At 68.9% G+C, this 26,914-nt stretch carries 23 protein-coding genes and 3 pseudogenes; 22 read left to right on the top strand and 4 right to left on the bottom strand.

Features of this window, described 5'->3' with window-relative positions; translation table 11 throughout:
* The first annotated feature begins 69 nt into the window (after nucleotides 1-69).
* The 18 genes from D577_RS0100130 to D577_RS0100045 all read left to right on the top strand — a co-directional run bounded on the left by D577_RS0100130 (nucleotide 70) and on the right by D577_RS0100045 (nucleotide 18,059).
* Nucleotides 70-993: a UbiA prenyltransferase family protein gene (locus D577_RS0100130; RefSeq protein ID WP_018945585.1), complete on the top strand. Its 924-nt coding sequence runs from the start codon at nucleotides 70-72 to the stop codon at nucleotides 991-993.
* A complete protein-coding gene (locus D577_RS0100125) occupies nucleotides 990-1,979 on the top strand; it encodes a lysylphosphatidylglycerol synthase transmembrane domain-containing protein (protein WP_018945584.1) in 990 nt (329 codons plus the stop codon). Before D577_RS0100130 ends, D577_RS0100125 begins: the two co-directional genes overlap by 4 nt.
* Entirely contained in the window at nucleotides 1,976-3,271 is a 1,296-nt protein-coding gene (locus D577_RS0100120; protein WP_018945583.1) for an FAD-binding oxidoreductase, read from the top strand. Before D577_RS0100125 ends, D577_RS0100120 begins: the two co-directional genes overlap by 4 nt.
* A complete protein-coding gene (locus D577_RS0100115) occupies nucleotides 3,268-4,029 on the top strand; it encodes an SDR family oxidoreductase (protein ID WP_018945582.1) in 762 nt (253 codons plus the stop codon). Before D577_RS0100120 ends, D577_RS0100115 begins: the two co-directional genes overlap by 4 nt.
* On the top strand, nucleotides 4,026-5,570 hold the full coding sequence (locus tag D577_RS0100110) for a glycosyltransferase family 39 protein (protein WP_018945581.1): 1,545 nt from the start codon (nucleotides 4,026-4,028) through the stop codon (nucleotides 5,568-5,570). Before D577_RS0100115 ends, D577_RS0100110 begins: the two co-directional genes overlap by 4 nt.
* Before the next feature lie 171 nt (nucleotides 5,571-5,741).
* The gene (locus D577_RS0100105; RefSeq protein WP_018945580.1) at nucleotides 5,742-6,311 is read left to right on the top strand and encodes a molybdopterin-dependent oxidoreductase; all 570 of its coding nucleotides are present in this window, start codon (nucleotides 5,742-5,744) and stop codon (nucleotides 6,309-6,311) included.
* Nucleotides 6,308-8,149, top strand: a complete 1,842-nt coding sequence (locus D577_RS0100100; RefSeq protein ID WP_018945579.1) for a PAS domain-containing sensor histidine kinase — start codon at nucleotides 6,308-6,310, stop codon at nucleotides 8,147-8,149. Before D577_RS0100105 ends, D577_RS0100100 begins: the two co-directional genes overlap by 4 nt.
* On the top strand, nucleotides 8,127-9,236 hold the full coding sequence (locus tag D577_RS0100095; RefSeq protein ID WP_018945578.1) for a response regulator: 1,110 nt from the start codon (nucleotides 8,127-8,129) through the stop codon (nucleotides 9,234-9,236). The genes D577_RS0100100 and D577_RS0100095 overlap by 23 nt, the downstream gene beginning before the upstream one ends.
* Complete coding sequence (locus D577_RS0100090) at nucleotides 9,233-10,045, top strand: DUF1461 domain-containing protein (protein WP_018945577.1); 813 nt, start codon at nucleotides 9,233-9,235, stop codon at nucleotides 10,043-10,045. Before D577_RS0100095 ends, D577_RS0100090 begins: the two co-directional genes overlap by 4 nt.
* Nucleotides 10,046-10,130: 85 nt before the next feature.
* Complete coding sequence (locus D577_RS0100085; protein WP_018945576.1) at nucleotides 10,131-10,718, top strand: invasion associated locus B family protein; 588 nt, start codon at nucleotides 10,131-10,133, stop codon at nucleotides 10,716-10,718.
* A 44-nt stretch (nucleotides 10,719-10,762) separates the two neighbouring features.
* The gene (locus D577_RS0100080; protein WP_018945575.1) at nucleotides 10,763-11,311 is read left to right on the top strand and encodes a Na+/H+ antiporter subunit E; all 549 of its coding nucleotides are present in this window, start codon (nucleotides 10,763-10,765) and stop codon (nucleotides 11,309-11,311) included.
* Nucleotides 11,308-11,652, top strand: a complete 345-nt coding sequence (locus D577_RS0100075) for a monovalent cation/H+ antiporter complex subunit F (RefSeq protein WP_018945574.1) — start codon at nucleotides 11,308-11,310, stop codon at nucleotides 11,650-11,652. The genes D577_RS0100080 and D577_RS0100075 overlap by 4 nt, the downstream gene beginning before the upstream one ends.
* Complete coding sequence (locus D577_RS0100070; protein ID WP_018945573.1) at nucleotides 11,642-11,938, top strand: monovalent cation/H(+) antiporter subunit G; 297 nt, start codon at nucleotides 11,642-11,644, stop codon at nucleotides 11,936-11,938. The genes D577_RS0100075 and D577_RS0100070 overlap by 11 nt, the downstream gene beginning before the upstream one ends.
* A complete protein-coding gene (locus D577_RS0100065) occupies nucleotides 11,935-12,975 on the top strand; it encodes a hydrogenase subunit MbhD domain-containing protein (RefSeq protein WP_018945572.1) in 1,041 nt (346 codons plus the stop codon). Before D577_RS0100070 ends, D577_RS0100065 begins: the two co-directional genes overlap by 4 nt.
* Entirely contained in the window at nucleotides 12,972-13,319 is a 348-nt protein-coding gene (locus D577_RS0100060) for an NADH-quinone oxidoreductase subunit K (RefSeq protein WP_018945571.1), read from the top strand. The genes D577_RS0100065 and D577_RS0100060 overlap by 4 nt, the downstream gene beginning before the upstream one ends.
* Nucleotides 13,316-14,812 carry a complex I subunit 5 family protein gene (locus tag D577_RS0100055; protein WP_018945570.1) on the top strand — a complete coding sequence of 499 codons (1,497 nt, stop codon included), beginning with the start codon at nucleotides 13,316-13,318 and terminating at the stop codon, nucleotides 14,810-14,812. Before D577_RS0100060 ends, D577_RS0100055 begins: the two co-directional genes overlap by 4 nt.
* Nucleotides 14,809-16,347 (top strand): complex I subunit 5 family protein, encoded by a 1,539-nt coding sequence (locus D577_RS0100050; protein WP_018945569.1) that lies wholly within the window; start codon nucleotides 14,809-14,811, stop codon nucleotides 16,345-16,347. Before D577_RS0100055 ends, D577_RS0100050 begins: the two co-directional genes overlap by 4 nt.
* Complete coding sequence (locus D577_RS0100045; protein WP_018945568.1) at nucleotides 16,344-18,059, top strand: complex I subunit 5 family protein; 1,716 nt, start codon at nucleotides 16,344-16,346, stop codon at nucleotides 18,057-18,059. Before D577_RS0100050 ends, D577_RS0100045 begins: the two co-directional genes overlap by 4 nt.
* A 27-nt stretch (nucleotides 18,060-18,086) precedes the next feature.
* Here D577_RS0100045 and D577_RS0100040 read toward each other — a convergent pair whose 3' ends face one another.
* Nucleotides 18,087-18,986, bottom strand: a complete 900-nt coding sequence (locus D577_RS0100040) for an alpha/beta fold hydrolase (RefSeq protein WP_018945567.1) — start codon at nucleotides 18,984-18,986, stop codon at nucleotides 18,087-18,089.
* Between the two features lie 267 nt (nucleotides 18,987-19,253).
* Between D577_RS0100040 and D577_RS0100035 the strand changes: the two genes are divergently transcribed.
* The 3 genes from D577_RS0100035 to D577_RS0100025 all read left to right on the top strand — a co-directional run bounded on the left by D577_RS0100035 (nucleotide 19,254) and on the right by D577_RS0100025 (nucleotide 25,054).
* Nucleotides 19,254-21,512 (top strand): glycosyltransferase, encoded by a 2,259-nt coding sequence (locus D577_RS0100035; protein WP_018945566.1) that lies wholly within the window; start codon nucleotides 19,254-19,256, stop codon nucleotides 21,510-21,512.
* Entirely contained in the window at nucleotides 21,473-22,201 is a 729-nt protein-coding gene (bcsS, locus tag D577_RS0100030) for a cellulose biosynthesis protein BcsS (protein ID WP_018945565.1), read from the top strand. Before D577_RS0100035 ends, bcsS begins: the two co-directional genes overlap by 40 nt.
* An 87-nt stretch (nucleotides 22,202-22,288) precedes the next feature.
* A complete protein-coding gene (locus tag D577_RS0100025; protein ID WP_018945564.1) occupies nucleotides 22,289-25,054 on the top strand; it encodes a cation-transporting P-type ATPase in 2,766 nt (921 codons plus the stop codon).
* On the opposite strand, the pseudogene D577_RS13470 reads toward D577_RS0100025, so the two are convergent.
* A pseudogene (locus D577_RS13470) lies at nucleotides 25,003-25,293 on the bottom strand (amidase family protein); the annotation flags it as partial. The gene D577_RS0100025 and the pseudogene D577_RS13470 overlap by 52 nt on opposite strands.
* Nucleotides 25,294-25,393: 100 nt before the next feature.
* Here D577_RS13470 and D577_RS13465 point away from each other — a divergent pair.
* Nucleotides 25,394-25,720: pseudogene (locus D577_RS13465) on the top strand (DDE-type integrase/transposase/recombinase); the annotation flags it as partial.
* A 199-nt stretch (nucleotides 25,721-25,919) separates the two neighbouring features.
* Here D577_RS13465 and D577_RS0100010 read toward each other — a convergent pair.
* Together D577_RS0100010 and D577_RS13460 are read right to left on the bottom strand one after the other, a co-directional pair.
* Nucleotides 25,920-26,687, bottom strand: coding sequence for a hypothetical protein (locus D577_RS0100010; protein ID WP_018945562.1), 768 nt, complete (start codon nucleotides 26,685-26,687; stop codon nucleotides 25,920-25,922).
* A pseudogene (locus tag D577_RS13460) lies at nucleotides 26,681-26,914 on the bottom strand (hypothetical protein); the annotation flags it as partial. The pseudogene D577_RS13460 and the gene D577_RS0100010, both read right to left, overlap by 7 nt.

The following is a 26,914-nucleotide window of genomic DNA, read 5'->3' as shown; positions in this document are numbered from 1 at the left end:
CGCGGGTGCACCGGCCGGCGCATTTGCCTACACTGCCAGCCCGTTCCGCCGGCCTTTCCGCACGCACCGATGCTCCAGCCGATTTTCAAACTGCTGCGTCCGCACCAGTACATCAAGAACGGGTTCGTGTTCCTTGGACCGGTGTTCGCGCATGCCTGGGAGGGCGAGACCCTGCTGGCGGCCACGCTCGCCTTCCTCGCCTTCTGCGCGATGGCGAGCGCGGTTTACGTGCTCAACGACATTCTCGACGTCGAAGCCGACCGCCGGCACCCGACCAAGTGCCGCCGCCCGCTGGCCAGCGGGGCCATCGGCATCCCGGCCGCGCGGATCATCCTGAGCGTGCTGGTGGTGCTGGCGCTGGCCCTCGGCCTGCTGGTCAGCGCCTGGGTCACCGGGCTGCTGGCGGGCTATCTGGTGCTGAACATCGCCTATTCGCTGGCGCTCAAGCATGTCGTCATCCTGGATGTGTTCAGCATCGCCGGCGGCTTCATGCTGCGCATCCTGGCCGGAACCCTGGGGCTGGGCATCGAACCCTCGCAGTGGCTGCTGCTGTGCGGCCTGATGCTGACCCTGTTCCTGGGCTTCGCCAAGCGCCGCTCGGAGCTGGCGGAAACCGCCGTGACCGCCGGCCCGGCTCCCGCGGACCCGGCACCCGAATCCCGAGACGACACCCGGGGCGACACGCGGGGCGACACCCGGCGCGTGCTCGACGACTATTCCACCGCGCTGCTGGACCAGTTCATCGCGATCAGCGCGGCCTGCACGGTGATCGCCTACGGGCTGTACACCGTCAGCCCGGAGGTCATCGCCCTGCACGGCACCGATGAGCTGATCTATACCCTGCCGTTCGTGATCTACGGAATCTTCCGCTATCTGTACCTGCTGCATTTTCGCGGGCGCGGCGGCGACACCTCGCGCGACCTGTTCACCGATGCCCATCTGCTGGTGACGGTGGTGGCCTGGCTGGGCGTGACCCTCGCGGTGCTGTCGTGAGCGGGAACCCGGTCCTGACCGGCTGGCGCCTGCGCGGGCTGATCCTGTCGGTGATCGTTGCCGCCGCGGCGTATCTGGGCATCGCCATCTGGGCCGGTGCGGAAGAGGTCTGGCACGCGCTGGTGCAGGTCGGCCCGTTCGGCCTGCTGCTGGCCCTGTCGTTGTCGCTGGTCAACTACAGCCTGCGATTCGCCCGCTGGCAGCTGTATCTGCGGGCGCTGGCACATCGCATCGCTGCGCCCGCCAGCCTGCACATCTACCTGGCCGGCTTTGCCCTGACCACCACCCCGGGCAAGGCCGGCGAGGCCCTGCGCGGGGTGCTGCTCAAGCGCCGGGACGTCCCCTATCCGGACAGCTTCGCCGCGTTCGTCAGCGAGCGCCTGTCGGATCTGGTGGCGGTCGTGCTGCTGTCGCTGCTGGGGCTCACGCTGGTGACTCAAGGGACCTCGCTGATCCTGGCCGGCGTGGCGGCCGTCGCCACGGGCCTGCTGGTGCTTTCGCAACGCCGACCGCTGGAGGCCCTGCAACGCCATGCGGACCGCCCCGGCCGGCGGCTGTGGCGCGGCCTGCATCACGCCGCCACCATCCTGCTGCAGGCGCGGCGCTGCCACGCACCCGGCCTGCTCGCCGGCGCCACGGCCCTCAGCGTGGTGGCCTGGAGCGCCGAGGCCCTGGCCTTCTGGTGGATCCTCAACGCGATGGGCTTCGAGGCCGGATTCGCGTTCGCCGCCTTCGTGTTCGCCCTGGCCATGCTGGCCGGGGCGCTGAGCTTCCTGCCCGGCGGGCTGGGCGGCACCGAGGCGGTGATGATCGGCCTGCTCCTGCTGCACGACATGCCGGCGGCGGACGCGGTGGCGGCGACCACGCTGATCCGCCTGACCACCCTGTGGTTCGCGGTGCTGCTGGGCCTGATCGCGCTCGGCAGCCACCCCGACGCACGCGGCGACACGGCCCCGGAGCGCCGACACGACGGGGGACCGGCATGACGACCAGTGGCTGGAACCGCATCCCGCGGGTGGAACACGCCGCGCACAGCGCGCCGGCGTTCCGCCCGGACCGGCTGCCGGACGGGCCGCTGCTGGCCCACGGCATGGGGCGTTCCTATGGCGACTGCTGCCTCAACGCCGGCGGCCATCTGCTGCATACCCGCGGGCTGGACCGCTTCGTCGAGTTCGACACCGACACTGGAGTAATCACCGCCGAGGCCGGGGTCACGCTGGACGAACTGCTGGAACTGAGCGTGCCGCGCGGCTGGTTCCCGCCGGTGGTCCCCGGGACCCGCTTCGTGACCCTGGGCGGCGCGGTGGCCAACGACGTACACGGCAAGAACCATCACGTCGCCGGCAGCTTCGGCGCGCACGTAAAGCGTCTGACCCTGCACCGCAGCGATGCCGGCCGGGTCGAGGTCAGCCCCGAGCACAATCCGCGCTGGTTCGCCGCCACCATCGGCGGGCTGGGCCTGACCGGGCTGATCGAGACCGTGACCCTGCAGCTCATGCCGGTATCCTCGGCCTGGATGTCGGTGTGGTCGGAACGCTTCCACAGCCTGGACGATTTCTGGGCGCTGGATGCCCGCGCGCGCCGCGAATGGCCCTACACCGTCGCCTGGATCGACTGTCTGGCCGATGGCCGGCGCCATCCCCCGGGCCGCGGGATCTATTCCGCAGGCCGCCACGCAGTCACCCCGCCCCCGCGCGCCCGCTTCCGCGAACCCCGGCGGCGCGTGCCGGTGGATCCGCCGTTCTCGCTGGTCAACGGCCCCGGCCTGCGCGCGTTCAACGAGCTGTATTTCCACCAGCCGCTGCGCCGCAGCCCGCATCCGGCGCATCATCGCGGCTGGCTGTTCCCGCTGGACGGGATCCGCGACTGGAACCGTATCTACGGCCGCCGAGGCTTCTACCAGTACCAGTGCGTGCTCCCCGAACGCACCGCGCGCGACGCCGTCGCCGAGCTGCTGCGCCAGATCGCGCGCAGCGGCCAGGGCTCGTTCCTCGCGGTGCTCAAGACCTTCGGCCGCCAGTCGCCGGCCGGGATGCTGTCGTTCCCGCGCCCGGGCACCACCCTGGCGCTGGATTTCCCTGATCGCGGGGCGGCGACCCATGCGCTGTTCGAGCGCCTCGACCGTGTGGTGCGCGAGGCGCACGGGGCGCTCTACCCGGCCAAGGACGCCCGCATGTCCGGCGCGATGTTCCGTGCCGGGTTTCCTGAATGGATCGAGTTCGCTAAGTTGACCGACCCTCAATTCTCCTCCAGCTTCTGGCGCCGGGTGACCGCATGAATCCGCTGAACAACGTCGTGATCTTCGGCGCGACCTCCGCCATCGCCAGTGCCGTCGCCCGCCGTCTGGCCAGCTCCGGCGCCCGCCTGTTCTGCGTCGCCCGCAATCCGGAGCGTCTGGAAAGCCTGCTGGCGGATCTGCGCGTGCGCGGCGACGACGCCGCCGGCGAGCGCATCCGCGGGCTGGCCGCCGATCCCGCCGACCCGGCCACCCACGCCGACGCCTGGGCCGCCGCCCGCGAACACCTGGGCGAGGTGGATGCCGCGCTGCTGGCCTGGGGCAGCCTGCCCGATCCCGCCACCTGCCACGACTCGGTGGAGGCCACCCAAGAGGCGCTGCACATCAACGGCACCAGCGCCGTCGCCCTGCTCACCCGCATCGCCCCCGACTTCGAGGCGCAGGGCCATGGCGTGATCGGCGCCATCGGCTCGGTCGCCGGCGACCGCGGCCGCCAGAGCAACTACGTCTACGGCACCGCCAAGGGCATGCTCGCGACCTTCCTGCAGGGCCTGCGGCATCGCCTCGCGCCGGCGGGCGTGGATGTGGTGACCATCAAGCCGGGCTTTGTCCGCACCCCAATGACCGAGGGCTTCAATCGCGCCGGGGCCCTGTGGGCGGAACCCGACCGTGTCGCCAGTGGCATCCTTCGCGCACTGCGCCGAGGCCATGCGGTGGCCTATGTGCCGTGGTTCTGGCGGATCATCATGCTGATCATCCGCAACTTCCCCGACTGGCTGTTCCGGCATCTGCGGCTGTGAGCCTGCCCGCCGACGCCCCCTGGCCCGCCCGCCACTACCCGGCGGTGCTGCTCGCGGTGATCGCGCTGAAGGCGCTGATCGCCGCGCTGCTGCCGATCACCGGCGACGAGGCCTATTTCCTGATCTGGGCCGCCCATCCGGATCTCGGCTACTACGACCATCCGCCGATGATCGGCTGGTGGCTGAGCGCGGTCACCGCAGTGTCCGAACACCCGCTGGTGATCCGCATCCCGGGCATCCTGGTCTCCGTGGCCCCGGCGCTGCTGATCCTCGCCCTGTGGCACCGGCACGACCCGGTGCGCGCCCGCCTGGTCTCGCTGCTGGCGCTGTTCATGCCGCTGCTGTTCATCGCCGTGCTGGTGGCCACCGACACCCCGCTGATCCTGTTCGGCCTGCTGGCCACCGGGCTGGTGTGGTACGCGCTGCGGGAACCGCGCCCGGGGGTGGCGGCGCTGGCCTTTTTCCTCGGCGGGGTCGCGCTGGGGCTGGCGTTCCTGTCGAAATACTTCGCCGTGCTGCTGGGCGTGGCCATCGGCCTGCACATCATGCTGTTCGCCCGCGAGCACTGGCGCGGCCTGCTGCTGATCATCCTCGGCGTGCTGCCGGCGGTGGCCCTCAACCTGTACTGGAACTGGGACAACTGCTGGTACAACGTGATGTTCAACGTGGTGAACCGCCACGGCGGCGACGGCTTCGACCCCGGCGGCACCCTGACCTATGCCGCCCTGCTGGTGTACCTGTTCACGCCCTGGCTGCTGTGGTTCCTCGCGCGCCAGCGCCGGGCCGTGGTGCAGGGCGTGCGCGAACACCGCCTCGGGGTGTTCGTCTCCGCCGGGCTGATCCCGCTGGGCCTGTTCGCCCTGCTGTCGCCGTTCACCGGGATCGGGCTGCACTGGCTGGCGGTGTTCGCCCCGCTGCTGCTGGTGCCCGCGCTGTTCCTCACCACCCGCGCCCTGCGGATCTCGGTCTGGCTCTCCGGCCTGCTGGCCCTGCTGCACGCCCTGTTGCTGCTGGCCATCGCCACTCTGCCGGTGGACTGGCTGCGCGGCCACGGCGACCACGCCAGCGCCGTGTTCTACCTCGCCCCCGAGGAAGTCGCCGCGCTGACCGAGCCCTACTCCGACGCGGATCGGGCCGACGAGGACTGGCATTTCTTCACCCGAAGTTACTCGCGTTCGGCCATGCTGAGCCATTACTCCGGGCACTACTTCGGGGTCTTCGGCGAAGGCTCGCACTACGGCCGCCAGGACGACCTGATCACCGATTTCCGCGCCCTCGACGGCGAGGACTTCGTGTTCATCCCGCGCCGTGGCGAGGTCGACCGCGAAGACCTGGAACCGTTCTTCGACCGCGTCGAGATCCGCACCGGCGAGGCCGGCGGCATCCCCTGGCAGGTCGCCGAAGGCCACGGCTTCGACTACGCCGCCTACCACGAGGACGTCCTGCGCCCGACCCTCGAACGCTACTACGACATCCCCGCCTGGCTCCCCGACGGCCGCTGCGCCTTCCGCGAGCGTTACGCCGAGACCGCGGATTACTGACGTTGGGCCGTCCGATGCAGGCCCGGACACCCCCCTCCATCCGGAGGGGGTGTCCCGAATCACGTTCCGGCACACTGTTTTCAGCGCGCGATTTCCCCCTTCTTCCATAGGGCAGGATTTCGCGCGACACTGCCTTCGAACTGGTGGTTGCCATCCGTCCGGAGGTTTGTCATGTCCGTCGTCCGAATTCATCCGCCCGGCGCGCATGCGCCCGGCCTTCTTGCAGCCCTGGTGGCCATGCTGCTGACCCTGCCCTTCAGTGCGACTGCTGCGGATCGCGGGGACTCCGCTCCAGGGTTCGATCCGGGAGCCGAACCCGAGGGCGAGGTCATCCTGCGGGTCGATGGGGCCATCGAACATGCGAACGACGGAGACCGGGCCCTGCTGGACCGGACGATGCTGGACCGTCTTCCGCATGTGGAGCTGGAGACCTCCACGGTGGTCACCGACGGGGTCAACCACTTCGAGGGCTTTTTGATGCGCGACCTGCTGGAGGCTCTCGGTGCGGAGGGTGACGAGGTGGTGGCCACGGCCCTGAACGACTACATCGTCGACATCCCCATGGACGACTTTCACGATTATGACGTGATCGTCGCGCATACCCGGGATGGCGAGGCCCTGACCCCGCGCGACAAGGGTCCGCTGTGGATCGTCTACCCGCGCGACGATCACGCGGAGCTGGACGACATCCGCTACGACTACCGCTGGGTCTGGCAGCTGGAGCACCTGGAGGTGCGATGATCGCGCGCCCGGCCCGCGAGCCCGCACCCGATCGGGGCCATGCCCCGGATCCCTCGGCCGTCCCCAGCCTGCGCCGTGTCTCGACGTATGTCCTGCCGGTGCTCGCGGTCCTTACCTTCGCGATCTTCCTGACGGTGTCGCTGATGCGCCTGCACGACGTGGAGCAGGACATGCGCAGCAACGTGGACGAGAACATGCTGTGGGTCACCGCCCAGGCGCAGGTCGCCAGTCACCGTCTGGACGAGGAAGTCCACCGACGGACCCTGGGGGACGCGGATGCCCGCCCCGGCCTGCGTTACGACGTCCTCACCAGCCGCCTGGTCCTGCTGGATGCCGGGCCACAGCGGCGCTACGTCAAGGACATCGGGCTGGAAGAAACACTGGACGGTACCTTTGAGCGTCTGGAGCGCATCGAGCCGATGATCGACGACGTCGCCCCCGACAACGTCGAGGCGGCCCACGCGATCCATGCCGAACTCAAGCCCCTGATGTCGGCACTCAACCGCATCGCCAACGCGGTGATGATCGAGGAATGGGAGAGCACGGGGGAACGCCTGGATCAACACCGCGCCAGCCTGATCCAGGCCATCGTGATGATGATCGGCATCCTGGTCACCGGGATCCTGCTGACCGCCCTCCTGATGAACGCCCTGCGGCAGCGGCGCCATGCACAGGAGGCGCTGGCCGCACACCGCGACCGGCTGGAGATCGAGGTGCGCAACCGCACCCGCGACCTGGAGGCCGAACGCCGCCGGGTGGTGGACGCCATCGACACCGCGCCGGACGGCTTTGCCGCGTTCGACCCCGATGACCGCCTGATCCTGGTCAACCCGCAGTTCGCCAGCCTGCTGCCGCTGCCGGACGGGGCCCTGGACGAGGGGCAGACACTGGACACCCTGCTCGAGAGCATCCGCGCCGTCACCCGGCCGGACACCGAACACGGCGACCCGGCCGACATCACCGCGGACGACGGTGCGCAGTACGACCTGGAAGTCCCCGGTCGCGGCTGGGTCCAGATGACCCTGCGCCGCACCGATGACGGTGGCCAGGTGCTGCGTCTGGCCGACATCACCAGCTACAAGGACGCCGCGCGCAGCCTCGAGCATTCGCTGGAGCGCGAACGCGGCGTCAGCGAGTTCTACCGCAGCTTTGCGGCGATGGCCTCGCACCAGTTCCGCACCCCGCTGGCGATCATCGATTCGGGCCTGCAGCGCCTGCTGAGGCGCGGGGAGTCCATGGACCGCGAAACCCGCGAGGCGCGCTACCGTCAGCTGCGCGACACTGTCGCCCACATGACCCGGCTGATCGAGAACGCCCTCACCTCCGCGCGTCTGGAGGGCGGTCATGTCGCCGCCACAACCACGCCCTGCGACCTGCGCCCGCTGGCGGAGCAGGCGATCGAAACCCAGCGGCAGATCACCCCGGACAATCCGGTACATCTGAACGTCACCCCGGATGGACCGGTGATGGCGCGCTGTGATCGCGCGCTGGTCGAGCAGATCCTCGCCAACCTGCTGTCGAATGCGGGAAAATACTCGCCCGAGACCGCGTCCATCGAGGTTGAGCTGCGCGCCGAACCGGAGAAGATCACCTGCCACGTCACGGACCACGGGATCGGCATCCCCGAGGAAGACCAGGCGCGGCTGTTCGACCGCTTCTTCCGTGCCCGCAATGCCGCCCGCCATACCGGCATCGGTCTGGGCCTGGGCATCGCCCGCCAGCTCGCGCGCACCCAAGGCGGCGACCTGACCGTCCGTTCCCGCGAAGGGGAAGGGTCTACATTCACGCTGGAACTCCCGCGAGGACAGGATCCGGATGAACCACAGCACACCGAATGATGCCGCCGTCCCGGGCGCACGCATCCTCTGCGCCGAGGATGAAGCCCTGCTGCGCCGGGACATCTGCGAAGAACTGAGCGAGGCGGGTCATGTCGCCATCGAGGCGGCGCACGGCGACGAGGCCCTGGAGCAGATCGACGCCGTACACCCCGATCTGATCCTGTGCGACATCAACATGCCGGGCATGAACGGCTACGAACTGCTGGCCGCGGTGCGCGAACGCGGCCCGGAACTGGCGGACACCCCGTTCGTGTTCCTCACCGCGCTGTCCGACCCGCGCGAGGTGGTCGATGGCAAGCGCGCGGGCGCCGACGACTATCTGGTCAAGCCGGTGGATTTCGACCTCCTGCTGGCGACCGTGGAGGCCCGCCTGCGCCAGGTGCGGCGCATGCGCCAGAAGAAAGAGGACGAGTTCGCCGAACTGCGCCGTACCCTCGGTGGACTCGGCCAGAGCCGGGATCAGGGACGCCGCAGCCTGGAGTTCGCGGCGCGCGCCCTGGATCCGGTCGCTCCCGGGGTCGTCCTGCTCGACCGCGGCAACCGTGTGCTGCTGGCCAATCGCGCGGCGCGGCGCATGGCCGGCGACGCGCTGACTTTGCAGGAAGGACGCCCGCCGGAGCCGGTACACTCCGAGGACGACCGGCGCCTGCGCGAGGCCCTGCGCCGGGTCCTCGCCGAAGAACCGGCCGCCGATGACGCCATTGAGTGCATGCGCCTGCCGCGCGACGGCTACCGGCGCGAGCTCCTGGCCATGATCTATCCCCTGCCCGGGAGCGGCGATCAGGCCGGGTGGGAGGCCGGGGAGGAGGAACCCGCGGCCGTGATCCTCCTGTCCGACCCCGAACGGCGCGCCCGCCTGCCGGAAGACGTCCTGGCCCGCCTGTTCGACCTGACCCCCACCGAGGCCCGCATCGCCCTGGCCCTGGCCGACGGCTGGCGCACCGCCGACATCGCCCGGCGCATGGACGTGTCGAATACCACCGTCACCTTCCACCTGCGCAACCTGTTCCAGAAGACCGACACCCATCGCCAGGCCGAGCTCGTCGCCCTGGTGCTGGCCGGCTCCATGACCCTCGCCGTGGAATGAGCCCGGAGCGCCCCCGAGAGCCGCACGATCCGGCCCCCGCCAGCCGGCGCTGGTCCGGCCGGCTCACCGGCGTCATCGAGGCGCTGCGATGGGCCGCCATGCTCGTCGGCCTCGCGGTCGCCGCGCTGTTTTTGTCCTGGCACGCGCTCGCGTCCGTCGATTTTGGCTACGGCGTCTGGTACGACGTACTCGAGATCGACGAGACCATCGCGACTTACGGACCCGAGAACCACCACAGGCCCGGCTTTCACCACACCGACCGCGCCGAACGGGAGCGCCTGTTCGGCGCCATCGTCGATGCCATCCATCGCAATGGCGCGGGACTTGAAGAACTGACCTACCACCTCCCCGACGGCCGCACCGTTGCCCCTCTTCTGACACCCCCCGAGATCATCCACCTGGAGGACGTCGCGCGGCTGGTCAACGCCCTGAATATCGCCGGGGTGGCCGGCACCGTCACTTTCCTGCTACTGGCAGCCCATGCGGGGTGGCGACATGCCCGACCGCCCTCCGGAATCCGCATCGCCGCCGTCACCGGGGGCGTTCTCGTCACCGGCACCGCGGTGATCCTTCTGATCGGCCCGGTGCGGGTGTTCTACGGGCTGCACGAGGTGATATTCCCGGCCGACAACCCCTGGTTTTTCTATTACGAAGATTCCCTGATGTCGATGATGATGCAGGCTCCCAACCTGTTCGGACCCATCGCCGCCGTCTGGGTGCTGCTCGCCCTTCTGCCGGGGGCCATCATCTGGTTCACCCTCGCGCGTTTCCTTTGCCGACGGTCAGGGGCATCCGGGGCCGGCATCTGACGGTGAACTCACGCAACCACCTGCGATCGGGGCGTCGGGGCGCTATGCTATGGGGTTGCCGACCGACACGGACCAGGAGCACTGCATGAACCATCCATCGCTTCCTTCGTTCTTCGCCGTTCTTCGCCCTGCGGTGATGCTCGGCGCGCTGGTAGCACTGGCGCCGACCATCGCCTCGGGGCAGCAGGCCCAGCAGCCGGCCCCGGCGCCGGGCCAGGCACCGGCCCAGGCGCCGCAGCCGGTACAGCAGGAACCGGAGGTGACGACCCACCAGGACTGGGAAAGCCTTTGCTGGGAGCTGGATGACGGCAGCGAGTTCTGCCAGATGCAGCAGACCCTCCAGGTGGAAAACCAGGGCCAGCAGGGGCCCTATCTGCAGACCACGGTACGGAGCGAAGGTGACCGACACGTGATGGAACTGCTGCTGCCGCTGGGCGTGGATCTGCGTCCGGGCATCGTCATGCAGGTCGACGAGGGCGAAGAACGCAATGCCGGCTTCGTCACCTGCATCCAGCAGGGCTGCGTGGCGGCCACCGAGCTGACCGACGAGATGCTGGGTGAACTGCGCGGAGGCCGCGAACTCAACGTGGGCTTCCGCCCGCTGCAGTCGGAACAGGTGCTGGTCTTTGACGTCTCCCTGATGGGCTTCACTGCGGCCAGTAATCGGCTCTGAGACGACCTTCTGGCGGTGCCGCCCTGCGCCGTTACAATGACGGCGTGAACGACACGCGCCAGTCCAGTTCGAACCCGCCCGTACGGCGCGCCCGCCGGCCCGGGTGGCTGCGTGCGCTGCTGGCGATGCTGGCCGCGGCCGCACTGTGGGCGGTGCTGGCCGGGGGCACGGCGCTGGCGCATCCGTTCGCCTGGCTGGCCATCGCCCTGACCGGGGGTGCCGTGCTCGCGCTGCCCGCGGGGCGCGCGCTGCGCCTGACACCGGCCGCCCTGCCCGGCCTGCTCGGTTTCTTCCTGCGCACCTCGGTGCAGGGCGGGGTCGATGTCGCCTGGCGGGCGGTACACCCGCGCCTGCCGCTGCAACCGGGCTTCGAGGCATATTTCGTGCAATTGCCGCACGGACCCCCGCTGACCCTGTTCATGGCCATGCTCAGCCTGCTGCCGGGCACCCTGGCGGTCCGCCTGGAGGGCCGCCGCATGACCCTGCACGTGCTGGACGGCCGCAGCGACAATGCAGCCACGCTGATGGAACTCGAGCGGCGCATCGCACGGCTCTACGGGCTCGACCCTGACCCTCCGGGGAGCGCTCGATGAACCTGCTGCTGGTCACCGCCGCCGGGTTCCTGCTGCTGACCATCCTGTTCGGGCTGATCCGCGTGCTGCGTGGCCCGGGCTCAGGTGATCGGATGCTCACTGCCCAGCTGTTCGGCACCTCGGGGGTCGGCATCCTGCTGCTGCTCGGCTTTGCCCTGGACCAGCCGGCGCTGGTGGACGTGGCGCTGGTGTTCGCCCTGCTGGCGGTGGTGGCGGCCGTCGCGTTCGTGCGCCAGCACGGGCTGCCGGAGCCGGCGGGCACGCCGATGCACGAAAACCCGGTAGAAGAAGACCCGCACGACCCGGGGCATAACCCGCCGGAGAAGACGCATGATCGCTGATCTGCTGACCGCCGTGCTGGTCCTCGCGGGGCTCGTGTTCTTCGCCGCCGGCACCCTGGGGCTGCTGCGCTTTCCCGATGTCTATACCCGCCTGCACGCACTGACCAAGGCCGACAACCTCGGCCTGGGCCTGGTGGTGCTGGGGCTGATGCTGCAGGCCGACGGGCCGGCAATGATCCTCAAGCTGGCGCTGATCTGGGTGCTGGTGCTCGCCGCCGGGGCCACGGCCGCGCACATGGTCGCCCAGCGGACCTGGACCCACGGCGAGTTCGAGCGGCGCGAATGAACGCAGCGCTGCTGGCCTTCGACGTCGTCCTGCTGGCCGGACTGCTGGGGGTGGCCTGGCGCTGTCTGGCCAGCACCGATCTGTTCCGCGCGGTGGTTCTGTTCATCACCTTCGGCCTGCTGCTGGCCATCGCCTGGGTCCGGCTCGAGGCCCCGGACATCGCGCTGGCGGAGGCGGCCATCGGGGCCGGCATCACCGGGGCGCTGCTGCTGGTCACGCTGGAACGCCTGAAGCACATCATGAACCCGCACCGCGGGGACGCGGGCCCGAGCCCGCCCCCGGATCCGGTGGCATCCGACACGGGCAACGCGGATGCGGAGGCCCGCGACGCCCGCGACCCGGGTGCCGGCAATGTCGCGCTGAGCTGTGCCCCGACCCCGGCACGCGGACGCTGGAGCGCGGTCGCGGTGAGTGGCGGACTGGCCCTGCTGCTGATGGCAACGCTGGCCACGCAGGACCACGGCCCCGGCCTGCAGCCCGCGGTGGCCGCACACATGGACGTCTCCGGGGTGGACCACGGCATCACTGCGGTGCTGCTGAATTTCCGCGCCTGGGACACCCTGCTGGAACTGGCCATGGTCCTGCTGGCCGGGCTGGGGGCCTGGTCGCTGGGGCGCCATGACGCGCTGCCCGCCCGCCCGGCGCCGGGCCCGGTCCTGCCGGGGGCGGTACGCCTGCTGCTGCCGGTGGCCATCGTCACGGGGGTATATCTGCTGTGGGCCGGGAGCCATGCCCCGGGCGGCGCCTTTCAGGCCGGCGCGGTGCTGGGCGCGGCGGGGATACTGATGAGCCTCGCGCGTCCGCACTCGCTGCCCGACCCGGACCCGCGGCTGCTGCGCATCGGCGTGACGGCCGGGGCGCTGCTGTTCCTCGCCCTCGGCTTGTGGGGGCTGTTCGCCGGTCCTGCGCTGCTGACCTGGCCGCGCAATCTGGCCTACCCCCTGATCCTGATCATCGAGACCGGCGCGACGCTGTCCATAGCCCTCACGCTCGTCGCCCTGTTCGTTGGCGGACGCTCCCCGCGGGAGGATGCATGATCGAATCCCTGGATCCCGGAACCCTGTATCCCTTCGGCGGCGCCGCGCTGTTCTCGCTGGGCCTGCACGGACTGATCCGCCGGCGTCACCTGATCCTGCGCATCCTGGCAGTGAACATAATGGGCTCCGGGGTGTTCATGGTGTTCCTGGGCATCGCCGCGCGTGGCGATGCCCCGCCGGATCCGGTAGCCCAGGCCCTGACCCTGACCGGCATCGTGGTGGCGGTGAGCGCCACCGCGTTCGCCCTCGCGCTGACGGTGCATCTGGCACGCCTGACCGGCCATGCAGTGCTGCTGCCCGGGCCGCTGAGAACCCACCGCGGCAATCGCCCCGAAGACCCGTGAGCGCCACCATCCCCGAGTCCCTGGTGTTCGCGACCGGGGCCCTGGCCGCGGTGTCGCTGGGGCTGCCGCTGCTGGCTTCCGCCTGGCCGTGGCAGGCCCGGCGCATCGGCCTGCTGGGCCTGTCGCTGTCGATCCTCGGGCTGCTGGCGACCATCGGGCTGTTCCTCGATGCCGCGCCGGGGATGGACGCACCCGCGGTGCGGGTGGGGCTGGGTGGCTGGGAGGCACCGCTGGGAGTCACCCTGCATCTCGACGGCCTGACACTGGCGATGCTGCTGCTCAATGCGCTGGTGGCGCTGGCGGGCAGCCTGTACGCCCGCGGCTATATCCGCGGGAGCGCCGAACAGCGACAGTTCTGGCCGCTGTGGCTGTGGCTGTGGGGCGGGCTCAACCTGCTGGTGCTATCGGGCGATGCCTTCAACCTGTACATCACCCTGGAGATCGCCAGCCTGTCCGCGGTGGCGCTGGTGGCCCTCACCGGCGATACCGACGCGGTCACCGGCGCGATGCGCTATCTGCTGATCAACCTGCTCGGGTCGCTGTCGTTCCTGCTGGGTGCCGCGCTGCTGTACGGGGAGTTCGGCGTGCTGGACCTGACCCTGCTGGGCGAGCTGGCCGGCGACGGCCCCACCGAACGCATGGCCGCCGCGCTGATGCTGGGCGGACTGCTGATGAAGGCGGCAGTATTCCCGCTGCACGTATGGCTGGCCACCGCGCATGCCAGCGCGCCGGCGCCGGTCAGCGGCATGCTGTCGGGCATGGTGGTGGCGGCGATGTTCTACCTGATCCTGCGGCTGTGGCTGCTGATCTTCGCGCCGCTGGGCACCCCCGCGCTGGCCGTGCTGCTGGGGCTGCTGGGCAGCGCGGCCCTCGTCTGGGGCTCGCTCCAGGCGCTGCGCGCGCCCCGGCTCAAGATCGTCGCGGCCTACTCCACGGTGGCGCAGATGGGCTACATCGCGCTGGCCTTCCCCATCCTGATCCTGCAGCCGGCGGCCTGGCCGGTGGTGGTGTTCTTCGCCTTCGCCCACGGCCTGGCCAAGGCCGCGGTGCTGATGGGCGCCGGCACGCTCCAGAAGGCTGCGGGACACGACCGCATGAATGCCCTGGGACCGGTGCTGCGGGCGCGCGGACGCACGGTGTTCGCCCTGGGCCTGGGCGGCATCTCGCTCATGGGACTGCCACTGACCGGCGGCTTTCTGGCCAAATATCTGCTGCTGGAGGCGGGGATGCAGGGCGCGGCGGATGCCCCGCCGGCCATGCAGGCCTGGACGTCGCTGTGGGTGGTCATGGTCGCGCTGGGTTCCCTGCTGGCCACTGCGTACATCCTGCGCATGGTGGCACCGGCTTTCGCCCGCGGTGAGCGTGATCCCGGCGTCCCGGTCTCCGCCGGCATGGAATGGATGCCGCTGGCACTGGCCGCGGGCGCGGCGGCCATGGGCCTGGCCGGGGCACCGCTGATGCACCTGCTGGAGCACACGGCGGGGGTGTCATGAACGCCGACGGCGGCCTGCTACTGCTCGCGATCCTCGCCAGCTCGCTGGTGCCGGGACTGCTGATCTTCTTCCTGCCGGAAGAACGCCACGGGCTGCGCACCCTGCTGAACCTGAGCGCGGCGGGGATCAAGCTCGTACTGGTGGGGGTGCTGCTCCTCGGGGTGCAGCGGGGCGAGACCTTCGAGTTCGGCCTGACGCTGCTGCCGGGCGTGGACTTCGTGCTCGCCGCCGATGCCCTGTCACTGCTGTTCGCGACCCTGTCCTCGATCCTGTGGTTCGTGACCACTCTGTATGCGATCGGCTATCTGGAGGGGTCGCCGCGGCGCAGCCGCTTCTTCGGTTTTTTCTCGCTGTGCGTGAGCGCGACGGTCGGCATCGCCCTGTCGGGCAACCTGATCACCTTCGTGATCTTCTACGAGATCCTGACCCTGGCCACCTGGCCACTGGTGGTCCACCGCGGCACACCGGAGGCGCTGCGCGCGGGACGGCTGTATCTCGCCTACACCATCACCAGCGGGCTGGTGCTGCTGGTCGCGGTGATCGCGCTGAACCTGCTGGCGGGTTCGCAGCCATTCGAGTCGGGAGGGTACCTCCGGCATCTGTCGCCGGACACGCATGGCCTTCTGCAGGTCATCGGTCTGGCCCTGATGGCCGGCTTTGCGGTGAAGGCCGCGCTGATCCCGCTGCATTCCTGGCTGCCGCGGGCGATGGTCGCGCCGGCCCCGGTCAGCGCCCTGCTGCACGCGGTGGCGGTGGTCAAGGCCGGGGCCTTCGGTCTCGTGCGCACGTTCAACGACGTGTTCGGCCTGGAGCTGGCCGCGACCCTGCATCTGACCGACGTGCTGCTGGTGCTGGCCGCGCTGACTATCCTCTACGGCTCCATCCAGGCCCTGCGTGCCCACGACATCAAGCAGCGCCTGGCCTTCTCCACCGTCAGCCAGGTGTCTTACATCGCCCTGGGCCTGGCACTGGCCGGGCCACTCGGGGTGGTCGGCGGACTGGTGCATCTGGTGCACCAGGGCCTGACCAAGATCACTCTGTTCTTCTGTGCCGGCAACTTCGCCGAAACCCTGGGCATCCACGAGATCCGCGAGATGCGCGGGGTCGGCCGGCGCATGCCGCTGACCATGGCGGCGTTCACCGTGGGCGGGCTGGGCATGATCGGGCTGCCGCCGCTGGCCGGGTTCATCTCCAAGTGGTACCTGGGGCTGGGCGCGCTGGAGGGGGATGCGGTCTGGATCCTGGGCGTGCTGGCGCTGAGCAGCCTCCTCAACGCGGCGTATTTCCTGCCGCCCATCATCGCCGGATGGATGGCCGAACCGGAGGTGACCCGGCCACCAGCGCACAAGACGCGCTTCGAGAGCCACTGGATGTTGCTGTTCCCGACCCTGTTCGTGGCCGTGCTGGCGCTGCTGCCGGGCCTGCTGGCCGGGCTGGAACTGAGCCCGCTGGGCTGGGTGGAACGGATCGTCGAACGCGGATATGTCCTGGTGCCGGGCAGTGACATGGAGAACGGCACGGGGGTAGCCCCATGAACGCGTTCATCCTGCTCGGTGTTCCGCTGCTCCCGCTGCTGCTGGCCGCGGCGCTGTCACTGCGGCCGGGACACGCGCCGCTGCGTCTGGTGCCCTGGGCGGCGCTGCCTGCCCTGCTGCTGGCCGCGCTGGGCCCGGAGGGCAAGCAGGCCTCGCTGCCATGGCTGATGACCGGAGTCGAGCTCGGGCTGGACCCGCTCGGCCGGATCTTCCTCGTCCTGACCGCCGGCCTGTGGCTGGCCGCCGGGCTGCACGCGCTGCACGAACGCGCGGACGATCCCGCCCGGCGGCGATTCTTCGTGTTCTTCCTGCTGTCGATGGCGGGCAACCTGGGGCTGATCCTGGCGCAGGACGCCGCGTCGTTCTACCTGTTCTTCTCGCTGATGAGCCTGTCGGCCTGGGGTCTGGTGGTGCACAAGCGCAGTGCCGAGGCGTGGATGGCCGCGCGGCTGTATCTGGTGCTGTCGGTGTTCGGCGAGGTCGCACTGTTCGCCGGTCTTATGCTCGCCATCCACCAGGCGGGCGGCGAGACCACGCTGGCGGCCATCGCTGCGGCACGGCCCGAGGGCGCGGCGATGGTGCTGCTGGTGCTGGGACTGGGCATCAAGGCCGGCATGCTCGGGGTGCACTTCTGGCTGCCACTGGCCCATCCTGCCGCACCGATACCCGCCAGCGCGGTGCTTTCAGGAGCCATGATCAAGGCCGGGCTGCTGGGCTGGATGCGCCTGCTGCCGCTGGATGCCACGGGCCACGCCGTGCTCGGCGAGGTGCTGGTCGCCCTGGGGCTGGCGGCGGCGTTCCTGGGCGCACTGGCGGGGCTGCTCCAGGCGCGGCCCAAGACCATCCTGGCCTATTCGTCGATCAGCCAGATGGGCCTGATGACCACCGGGGTCGGGCTCGCGCTGCTGCTGCCCGCGATGCGCGAACCGCTGCTGTTCGCCGTGGCTATCTACGCCCTGCATCACGGCCTGGCCAAGGGCTCGCTGTTTCTCGCGGTGGATATCGCCGGACAGCTCCCCCGCTCGAAGCGGTACCGCTACGCGGTGCTCGGCCTGATCGCCCTGCCGGGCTTCTCCCTGGCCGGGCTGCCGTTCACCAGCGGGGCACTGGCGAAGGACCTGCTGAAAGCGCCGCTGGCCGCAAACGGCACAGGGCTGGTCTACACCCTGCTGACCCTGGCGGCCATCGGGACTACCCTGCTGGTGCTGCGTTTCCTGTGGCGCCTGCGCCAGGATCTGGCGCTGACGGCACGCCCGCTGCCAACGGGGCGCTGGCTGCCCTGGTCGCTGCTTGCGGCAATGTCCCTGATCCTCCCCGCAGTGGCCGCATTGACGGCCCTGGCCTCGCCCGAGGTACCGCTCCCCGAGCTCGCGACTGTTTCCCTGCTCTGGCCCGTCCTGGCCGGGCTGGCCCTGGGCGCACTGGGGGGCATCGTTCTGCGCGAATGGATGGCCCGTCACGTCCCGGAAGGGGACGTGGCGATCCTGGCGAATGCGCTGATCCATGCAGCGCAGGGCCTGCATGCCCGGGTCAGTCCATTGCGCGAGATCCGCCTGCACCCGCGCCTGCGGGCCCGGTTGCGCCGGGCGCAAAGGATCACCCGGCACGAGCTGGAATGGGCCGAACGACGCATGACCCGCTGGGGACGTCTGGCGTTTCTGTTCGGCCTGTCGTTACTGGGCCTGTACGCGGCCATGGCGTTCACGCCCTGACCCGAACCACCCGGGATGGCGAACGCATCAGCGGCGGACGAATTCCGCGATCAAGTCCGCCGCGTCGTCGGCGAAGAAGTCGCGGAAGAAGTGCCCGGCCCCGGGCACGGTATCCACGCGGATATGGCTGTCGTCCTCCAGCGCCGCCATGCGCTCGGGCAGGTCGGGTACCGTCTCGTCGGCCTCGCCAATGATCACCTGGGTGGGCGTGATGATGCCGTCGAGCACGCTGGGGGTGTCGTGCCGCAATCCCGGCTCGTAATACCCGAGGAATGCCTGCGGCGCGACCTCCAGGGCCTCGCAGTAGAGGAAGCGGTGGTCCTCCAGCATGCCTTCATCGGCTTCGGCCCGTTCGCGCGCTGCCGTCAGGGCCTCGTCCAGCGAGGTGCCCGTCTGTTCGTAGAATTCGGCAGCGTTTGCTTCCGCGTCAAAGGTGGCCGGCGCCAGCAGCGCGAGACCGGCCACGTTGTCCGGCTCGCGTTCGGTCAGATAGCGCGCGATCTGGTTACCGCCACGGGAATGCCCCATCAGGGTCACCGGGCCGTAGCCCTGGTCTTCCAGCCAGCCCTGCCAGGCGGCCAGCTCGTCCAGGTGTTCCTCGGGGCCGTGGGTCACCGGGGCATCGCAGTCGAACATCCCCTCGCGTTCGTCGATCCCGAAGCTCAGGTTCACCGACAGGGTGTTCAGGCCGTGCTGCTCGGCCAGCAGATCCTGCACGGCCGACATCACCTCCATACGCCCGTGCGCCAGGGTGCCGTGGAGCATCAGCACCACGCCGTCTTCCGGGGCGGCACCGCTGCCTTCGGCGAGATGGCCCACCATGTTGACGCCATCGTGTTCCAGGGTGATGCGTTCGGCTGCCGCAGCGGAAAGGCTGAAGCTGGCAGCGAGGGCCACGGCCGTCAGGGTCAGGGGTGCAATGCGCATGAGGGCATTCTCCAGCGGTGGAATCGGTTCGGGGGCGTTCTCTTGAGAGACCCCGAGGGGGCCGCGAATATTCCTCGGGTTTTCGCCCGCGGGACATTGACGCCGTCGAAAAAACTTACATACTCCAGAAAGGAGTTCCCCCGGGATATTCCCGCGAAATCGGCGCCGATGCAGGGCTGTTGGACATCCGGCGCCGGTTGCGCGAACGACCAGGGTGGTCGTTCGCTGTCAACGATCGCACGCCTTCCGACAGCATCGAGACACATCGTGCATCGAACTCCGGACTTTGAACCGCTGACCTTCCCTCAGCGGGGCCTGATCCTGTTCTACCTGGCGGTTGCCGCCTTTTACCTGGTCTGGCGCTTCACCACCCTGAACCCCGAAGCCCTGGCCTTCTCCTGGCTGGTCTACGGCGCCGAGATCTATGGCGTACTGACCATGGTCATGCACGTGATCATGAACTGGCGCCTGAGCGTGCGCACGCCACCACCCGCGCCGGAAGGGCTCGGGGTGGACGTGTTCGTCCCCACCTACAACGAACCCGAGTCGGTTGTGCGGCGGACGCTGCTGGCCTGCGTGCGCATGGATTATCCCCACGAGACCTGGCTGCTGGACGACGGCAACCGGCCGGCGATGAAGGCCCTGGCCGATCGCCTGGGCTGTCACTACCTGGCGCGCGAGAATGGCGAGGATGCCAAGGCCGGCAACCTGAACAACGCCCTGGCCCACGCGCAGGGCGACTTTGTCGCGATCTTCGACGCTGACCACGCACCGCATCGCCACTTCCTCACCAACACCCTGGGCTACTTCAAAGATCCCGAACTCGCCTTCGTCCAGACTCCGCAGGACTTCTACAACCTGGATTCCTACCAGCACCGGCTGGACCCGGATCGCAAGCAGCTGTGGACCGAACAGTCGCTGTTCTTCCGCGTGATCCTGCGTGGCAAGGACCACTGGAACGCGGCCTTTTTCTGCGGCAGCTGCGCCATCAGCCGGCGCAGCTGTCTGGACGACATCGGCGGTTTCGCCACCGGCACGGTGACCGAGGACCTGCATACCTCCATCCGCCTGCATGAACGTGGCTATCGTTCCGTGTACCACGCGGAACCGCTGGCCTTCGGCATCGCCGCCATCGACCCGGAAGGCTTTCTCAAGCAGCGCCTGCGCTGGGGTCAGGGCGCGATGCAGGTGTGGCGTCGGGAACGGGTACTGACCAACCCGGGCCTGACCTGGATTCAGCGCCTGAACTACTTCGCCAGCATGCTCACCTACTTCGACGGCTGGCAACGGGCGATCTTCTACGCCATACCCGCGGTCGTCCTGGTAACCGGGATCCTGCCGATCAGCGTGTCCGTCACCGAATTCCTGATCATCTTCATCCCGTACATGTTGCTGAGTTTCTGGGCCTTCGAGGAACTGACCCGCGGGTACGGTCGCACCACCATCATCGAGCAGTACAACTTTGCCCGCTTCGCGATCTTCGCCCGCGCCACACTGGGTCTGTTCCGGCGCCATCTCACCTTCCGGGTGACCCACAAGAGCCGTCTCCCGGAACAGGATGGACGGCCGCAACCCCTGCGGGTGCAGTGGTTCCTTCTGGCCTTCAATGCCCTGGCGATCCCGGCCGGCATCGCGCTGTTTTTCCAGTACGAGCATCTGCCGCGGGATGCCCTGATCGCCAACGTGCTGTGGGCGGGGCTGCTGATCGCCATCGCGATCTCGCTGTTCCGCTACACCGCGCGCAATGCAAGCTACCGCCGCGCCGAATACCGCTTTCCCGTGCCGGTGGCCATGAGCGTGACGCTACCCGGAGAGGCGCCACGCCTGCTGACGGTGGACGACCTGTCCCCGACCGGATGCCGCGCCTACGGGGCACTGCCTTCGGGCAGCGATCCCGAATCACCCCTGGAATGCTCCCTGCATCTGCCCGGAGGCCCCCTCCCGATCCGCGCGACCGTCCGCTTTTCGCACAACGAGACGGCGCCCGACGGGGAACACTACAGCCGGATTCACGGACTGCAGTTCGCCGAACTCGAGTCCCCGGTGGAAGAACGTCTGGAAACCTTCCTGCACGGCAACGACCTGCAGTGGCACGTCCGGGGCTACAGCGAACAGTCACGCACCCCCCTGATGCGACTGGCCGAATGCGGCAAGGAACACCCGGACGCCGAGATCTCGCCCGCCGTCGCCTTCGGCCGGCATCTGGCTTCCATCCGCTACTGGAGCGCCTGTGAATGCCGCTTTCCGGTGCAATACGATGACGAGATCTTCTATGGCGTGGTGACCGTGGAAACCCCGGAAGACATCCCGCCTTACCTGCTGGTCAACCGGCCGTTGATCGCGGGGGGCCATGTCGAGATCCATACACGCCCCTACCAGTCGGGAACCCGTGTACTGCACGCCAGCGTCGGCGATTCCCGTCTGCTGGCCACCGCCGATGGCCCCGTCCACCTCTATCGACTTCACCTGCAAAAGGAAGCGACATCATGTCCGCAACCCGCCGACACCATCGCCGCCTCGGCCTGATCCGGGCGGCTGCCCTGAGCGTGCCGCTGCTCGCCCTGGCCGTGCCGGTCCATGCCGACTGGCTGGGTCTGGCCGGGGTCGAGGGCCTGTTCGACGGCGGCTACGCCTATACCACGGCCATCATCCCCAACGACGGCGAACTCGGACACGGCTGGGCCCAGCGCTACCGCGTCGACTATTCGCAGTACGAATACCCCGACAACGACACCACCGTGAAAGGCCGGGCCACCGGGGCCTCGGCGGCACTGGGCTACCAGTTCCCGGTACAGGATGGCTGGCTCAGTACCTATGTCGGGGCGGCCTGGTACCACACCCGACTGGACCCCGAGCCCGATGACAGCGACGTGGTCGGCGGACGGCTGCGCGCGGTCCTGGACATGGATGCCGGGCGCATCATCGACGAACGCTGGATCCTGACCGGCGGGGTCAGCGTCACCCCGGCCGACCGTGCCTACTGGAGCCGCGGCCGGGCGATGCGACGGCTGGGCGACAGCCGCTACTACCTCGGGCCGGAGGTACTGTTCCACGGGGACCGCGACTACGACGCCGTCCATCGCGGACTGGCCCTGCAGATGCGTGAGGTCCGCCCCGGCCTCGACATGGTCGTGAAGACCGGACACAAGCAGATTCGCGACGGTGGCGATTCCGGGGGTTACCTCGGGCTTGAACTGGTGCGTCACTTCCGCTGACGCGGCCGGCCCGGCACGGGTGACATCCCGCCCGCGTCGCGGCAGGATGAGAGCCGGGTCAGATACGGGCCATACAGGGGAAGTGCATTGGAAGACCAGCCGGAGCAGTCGCCCTCGAACTGGCATGCCCGCGAAGCGCGGGACGTCGCGGATGAGCTGAAGAGCCACCCGGACCACGGGCTGTCGCAGGATCAGGCCGGCGAGCGGCTGCAGGACCACGGTCCCAATCGCCTGCCCGAAGCGGAGCAGACCGGACCGCTCAAGCGCTTACTCCTCCAGTTCCACAACGTCCTGATCTATATCCTGATCGCGGCGGCCGTGGGCACTGCGCTGCTGGATCACTGGCTGGACACCTGGGTGATCCTCGGGGTGGTCCTGATCAACGCCATCATCGGCTTCGTGCAGGAGGGCAAGGCGGAAAAGGCGCTGGATGCCATCCGCGACATGCTCTCGCCCCAGGCGGTGGTCCTGCGCGACGGCCAGCGGCGTACCATCCCCGCCGAGGAGCTGGTCCCGGGCGATATCGTGCTGCTGAACGCGGGCGATCGCGTGCCGGCGGACCTCCGCCTGTTCTCCGTGCACAACCTGCGCGTCGACGAGGCCGTGCTGACCGGCGAGTCCCTGCCGGCAGACAAGGAGACCAAGCCCGGCCCGGAAAACTCGGACCTCGGCGATCGCCGCAACATGGCCTTCTCCGGGACGATGGTCGCCTACGGGCAGGGCCGCGGCGTGGTGGTGGCCACCGCCGAACGCACCGAGATCGGGCATATCACCACCATGCTGGGCGAGGTCGAGAAGCTGACCACGCCGCTGCTGGCCCAGATCGCGCAGTTCGGCCGCTGGCTGTCGGTCGGCATCGTGGGTCTGGCGGGGGCCACCTTCGCCTTCGGCTACTGGGTGCGGGACTACGCCCTGGTGGAGACCTTCCTGGCGGCGGTCAGCCTGGCGGTGGCCGCGATCCCCGAAGGCCTGCCGGCGATCATGACCATCACCCTGGCCATCGGCGTGCAGCGCATGGCCATGCGCAACGCCATCATCCGCCGCCTGCCCGCGGTGGAGACCCTGGGATCGGTCACCACCATCTGCTCGGACAAGACCGGGACCCTCACGCGCAACGAGATGACGGTGCGCACCATCGTGACCACCACCAGCGTGACCTCGGTCTCCGGCACCGGATACGCCCCGGACGGGGGGTTCTCGCGCGACGAAGCCGAGATCGACCCGCAGGAGGATGCGGTGCTGTCGCGCGCGATCCATGCCGGGCTCCTGTGCAATGACGCCGAACTGCACCAGCGCGACGGCGAGTGGTTCATGGAGGGAGCGCCCACCGAGGGCGCGCTGGTGACCCTGGCGGCCAAGGCCGGACTGGACCCGGCGTCCCATCGCGCCGAACACCCCCGTGCCGACGTCATCCCCTTCGACTCCGCCTACAAGTACATGGCCAGCCTGCACCATGATCACCATGGCAACGGCTGCATCTTCGTCAAGGGTGCCCCGGAAAGGCTGCTGACCATGTGCGGCAAGGAGCTGGGGCCGGAGGGTGAACGCCCGCTGGATGAACGCGCCTGGCGGGAACGCATCGACGCCATCGCGCGCGGCGGACAGCGCCTGCTGGCGGTGGCGATCCGTTCCACCGACGCCAGCCAGACCGCACTGCAGGACTCGGATCTGGAAGACCAGCGGCTGACCCTGGTGGGGATCTTCGGCATCATTGACCCGCCCCGCGACGAGGCGATCGAGGCGGTGCGCAAGTGCCGTGAAGCCGGCATCCGGGTCAAGATGATCACCGGCGATCACGCGGTGACGGCGAAGGCCATCGCCGCCGAGCTGGGCATCCGTGCCCGTGGCGGCGCGATGGAAGGGCAGCAGATCCAGGCCGCGTCCGACGAGGAACTGCGCCGGCAGGTGCGCGACGTGGACGTGTTCTCGCGCGCCACCCCCGAACACAAGCTGCGCCTGGTCACCGCCATCCAGGCCAACGGTCAGGTGGTCGCGATGACCGGCGACGGCGTGAACGACGCCCCGGCGCTCAAGCGCGCCGACGTCGGCGTGGCCATGGGGATCAAGGGCACCGAGGCCTCGCGCGAGGCCTCCGAGATGGTGCTGGCGGACGACAACTTCGCCTCCATCGCCAACGCGGTGGAGGAAGGCCGCACGGTCTACGACAACCTGAAGAAGGCCATCCTGTTCCTGCTGCCCACCAACGGCGGCCAGGCCTTCACCATCGTCGCCGCCATCCTGCTCGGACTGACTCTACCCCTGACCCCGGTGCAGGTGCTGTGGGTCAACATGGTCACCGCGGTGACCCTCGCCCTCGCGCTGGCCTTCGAGCCCACCGAGCCGGGGGTCATGCAGCGCCGGCCACGACCGCCGGGCACGCCATTGCTGTCCGGGTTCCTGCTGTGGCGGGTGGCCTTCGTCTCCGTGCTGCTGGTCGCCGGTACCTTCGGCCACTTCCTGTGGCTGGAGCATCAGGGCGTCCCCGACGACTTCGCCCGCACGGTGGCAATCAACACCCTGGTCATGGGGCAGCTGTTCTTCCTGTTCAACAGCCGCTACATCCTCGAGCCGGTGTTCAACCGCGCCGGGCTGCTGGGCAGCCGCGCGGTGCTGATCGCGGTGGCCGTGCTGATCCTGCTGCAGGGCCTGTTCACCTATGCCCCGCCGCTGCAGTTCCTGTTCGGCACCGCGGCCATCGGCCTCGAGGAATGGCTGCGCATCCTCGCCTTCGGCGTAATCCTGTTCGTGCTGGTCGAGATCGAGAAAACCATCCTGCGCCGCCGCGGGTTCGACCCGCACGGTCAGGGCAAGGACGGCACGCGGTCGAACCAGGGAGACGCGGTCTCGAGCTGACCGGCAAGGCTGAACAGCCTTGCCTCGCCGGTCACCGGGGCGACGAACTGCACGCCCACGGGCAGGTTGTGCGGGGTCCAGTGCAGGGGTACCGACATCGCCGGCGCGCCGGTCAGATTGGCCAGCTGGGTGAACGGGACCCGTCCCAGCTCGTCACGAACCAGGCGCTCGATCAGCCCGGAGGCCCGCAACAGCGGGAGCGTCCTCGACCGCAGCACGAGCTCCAGGGCCGTTCGCTGCCGCGCCTCCGCTGGAACCGCCCGGCGAAAGCGCCGGATCCCACGGGTTGCGGGCCGGGCCATCGGTACGGATCCTGGCCCGGCCGTACGTGGTCTTACGGTGGACGTGAAGTACCTGCCCCGGATGGCCGACGAGTTCTCGCGCGGTTACCTGTCCGTGGCCAGCGACCGCGCCTCGCGCTGGGTTTATCTGGAGGTGCGGCGCTCGAAGACGGCCGAGGCCGCCCGCGGTTTTCTGAAGAAGCTGATCGAACGGGCGCCGTTCCATGTCACGCACGTGGTCACCGACAACGGCAAGGAGTTCACGGACCGCTTTGCAGCCACGGAGGAACGCGAGCCGACCGGGCGCCACCCGTTCGACCGGCTATGTGCCGACCACGGGATCGAGCATCGCCTGATCCGACCGAAAGGCCCCGGACCAACGGGAACGTACTCACCGAGGACCAGCAACTCCGGCATATCGCCCTGCAGTGCCGGGATCACGCTTTGCCATTGCTGCTCGCGATCCGTCCAGAGGATGCAATGCGGCGCGCTCTCCACATCCGGGTTATAGCGGGCGCTGCGCCGCACGGCAGCCACCAGCGCTTCCGCCACCGTCTGCGACTGTTGGCCGGCCTGCTGCTCACTCATACCTGCACTCCGAACATCTGCCCCAGTCGATCGAGGATCTCGTCACCGCTCTCATCGGTGATCTCAAGGGATTTGAGGTAACCCGCATCCAGTTGCCCTCGCTGCGCATCCAGAAACTCGTGCAGATCACGCCGCGCGGTCTCGGGCAGTTCAACCGTCTGGCCCGGCACGAGCATGCGGTACAGCCGGAGGATATCGCTACGGTGCTTCTTCACGTCCCTGGAATCGATGGGCTCACCCTCGGCCTTGCGCTTGCTCAAGTCCAGCCAGGCGCGCGCCTTCAGCGGGATCAGTGCGTACTCGGTGATCACCGGTACGCCCCGAAGCATGCGCTTTTGGGCGTGGATGAGTGTGTAATAGTCAGAGTCCAGAAGGATGGCCGAAAGGCTGACCACCGCCTCGTCAATCGGCACCGGCGTCAGGTGGCTGTCCTCGACGAGCGGAAGGTGCCCCGGCTCGCGGGCGAAAAATTCGAGCATCGTCGGGAAATTCGGATCGCTCGGCTTGCTGAAGCGATAGAACATGCGCGGCGCCTCTCCCGCCTGGCGCACCTCGTAGCCCCCTTCTTCGATGAAATCCCACATGCGCTGTCCGAACTCGGCAGTCAACGACTCCACGCACAGCACGATGTCGAGATCCCGGGTAGCGCGTGGATCCAGGCCGGCTTCCTCCTGCACCAGATAAGCCGCTGCCCCGCCGATCAGCACGTAGCAATCTTCGAAGCCGGCAAAGCGCTTGGCGAACCATTCCAGCCCTCTCACCATGGCAAGGCTTCCAGCATTTCCTCGACCGCCTGCTCTACACGCTCGTCGGTGCGGTCACGCAGGCTCAGATCCAGCGAGAGCGGGTCCACACATCCCTCGCGCGCACTCGCTTCCGGCGGATAGCGCCATAGCTCCACCTGACAAGTGCCGTCGTCCTGCACGGGAATCAGCTCCAGGCCCTGCCCAAGCCGCCGCCAGGCGCGGCTGGCCAGGGCATAGACCGGCTC

This window comes from Thioalkalivibrio sp. AKL17, from assembly GCF_000377885.1.
Taxonomy (GTDB): Bacteria; Pseudomonadota; Gammaproteobacteria; order Ectothiorhodospirales; family Ectothiorhodospiraceae; genus Thioalkalivibrio; species Thioalkalivibrio halophilus.
The sequence above is the reverse complement of the archived record's forward strand: the minus strand, read 5'-3'. Positions and strand labels throughout refer to the sequence as shown.